This window comes from Okeania sp. SIO2F4 (genome assembly GCF_010672385.1).
In the GTDB taxonomy this organism is placed as follows: domain Bacteria; phylum Cyanobacteriota; class Cyanobacteriia; order Cyanobacteriales; family Microcoleaceae; genus Trichodesmium.
Genome location: NZ_JAAHGT010001338.1, coordinates 1 through 1705 on the forward strand (window position 1 = coordinate 1; position 1705 = coordinate 1705).

At 38.7% G+C, this 1705-nt stretch carries 3 protein-coding genes; all 3 read left to right on the forward strand.

Annotated features, from left to right (window positions below):
• The first annotated feature begins 15 nt into the window (after positions 1 to 15).
• Positions 16 to 177, forward strand: coding sequence for a zinc ribbon domain-containing protein (locus F6K22_RS40210; protein ID WP_293110701.1), 162 nt, complete (start codon positions 16 to 18; stop codon positions 175 to 177).
• A 722-nt stretch (positions 178 to 899) separates the two neighbouring features.
• On the forward strand, positions 900 to 1463 hold the full coding sequence (gene def, locus F6K22_RS40215) for a peptide deformylase (RefSeq protein ID WP_293110699.1): 564 nt from the start codon (positions 900 to 902) through the stop codon (positions 1461 to 1463).
• Positions 1464 to 1509: 46 nt separating this feature from the next.
• On the forward strand, positions 1510 to 1705 hold a 196-nt coding region (locus F6K22_RS40220), incomplete at its 3' end, for a hypothetical protein (protein ID WP_293110702.1).

Consider the following 1705-nt stretch of genomic DNA (forward strand, 5'->3'; position numbering starts at 1 on the left):
AAAAAGTCTCTATCTGTGAGAACCCATGTTTGTCCTCACTGTGGCTATGAAGCAGATAGAGATGTTAATGCTGCAAGAAACATCCTGCAAAAAGCACTATGTACGGTGGGGCACACCGAAACCTACGCTTGGGGAGACTCACCCTATGGCGAATGTTGGAGACATCCTGCTAGGTGATGGTGAGTCGTTGAGCCAAGAATCCCCGTATCTTTAGAGCGGGGAGTGTCAATATACTCGACTAATTAATTTAGGGATTTTGGGTGTGGTAGATAGTTGGGCATAAATATACATAGCAGTCGCCATTCATGTTAGGACATTCTCAAATGCCAAAACTTGGTTACAGCAAGAATTTGATTTTTGACTTTTGAGTTGACCTATATATTGATAATAAAATTAGAACTTATGCAGGCAAACCCAGAAACAGGGTTTTTCGTAGATGTCTATTTCTTGTAGCAACTGGGTTTCTTGACTTAATTCCTCAGAATTTAAGGACAAGATCATTTCAGTTATCAGTTATCAGTTATCAGTTATCAGTACCGACCGCTGAACCATTGGGATTGAAATAATTAACCAAATATTTTCTCTTGGTCGATTGGATCTGCCTAGGTTTCCTCAGCATCCCATCTTACTCCAAGCTCCGCAATTCAAGTTGCCCAGAGAAACGACCGCTTTTTTATCCCCTTCAAAGGAGAGGTTAGTGACCTGATTTTTTGGTAAGAGATTTGAGGATTTATTTTTTTCTGTTCCCTTGTCAATCCCATTTTCTAATTGATTAATTGATAGTCAGTCTAACTGTTCATGGACAGAAACCTGATATTTTCTATTAAAATAGAGCAATAGGTAGAAAAAATACCTATAAACAAATTAGAAATGTAGCGATTTTGGTAAGTTAAGACTCTATGAATTCTGAAATTATAGTTAATAAGGAAAAACTGAAGAACCCACCCTTGGAAATACATTATTTAGGCGATCGCTCTTTACGCCAGTCAGCCAAGCGAGTTGCTAAAGTAGATGATGATATTAGACAACTGGTGCGAGAAATGCTCCAAACTATGTATACTGCTGATGGTATTGGTCTGGCTGCACCCCAGGTTGCTGTCCAAAAACAAGTTATTGTGATTGACTGTGAGCCAGATAATTCGGCTACCCCTCCTCTGGTTTTGATTAATCCTACAATTAAAAGGTATGGCACTGATATTTGTCTGTTCCAAGAAGGATGTCTGAGTATTCCTGGGGTTTATTTGGATGTTAAACGTCCTTCAATTATTGAAGTTGCCTACAAAGATGAAAATGGCCGTCCTCAAACTCTTCAGGCTAAAGAATTATTATCTAGGGCAATTCAGCATGAAATGGATCATCTTCAAGGAGTGCTTTTTGTAGACCGAGTAGAAAATAAGTTGGCACTTAATGAAGAGTTGGCCAAGCATAAGTTTTCCCCCAAAGCTGTTAAGTCTGTTGCTTAAGTCTGGTGGAAACTAATATCTAGAGGCTGGAAAATTCAGCCATGAAATGTTTTTATTATCACAAAAAACAAAAAAAGTCAATAAAAATTTGGTGGAAAATATGGTAGGAACTCCTAAATCAAGTTTGTTTTTGGGTGGGTCTTGTATAGCAGCGATCGCAGCAGTTGGCTCTGTTTTTGAGTTATCCTCTGGGGAACCAGAACTAGGTAGTTTAGTAACAGGGGTAATTCTGAGTTTTAGTA

Excerpts from the sequence above, each read along its gene's own strand:
- def (WP_293110699.1), top strand. The coding sequence starts at position 900 with ATGAATTCTGAAATTATAGTTAATAAGGAAAAACTGAAGAACCCACCC.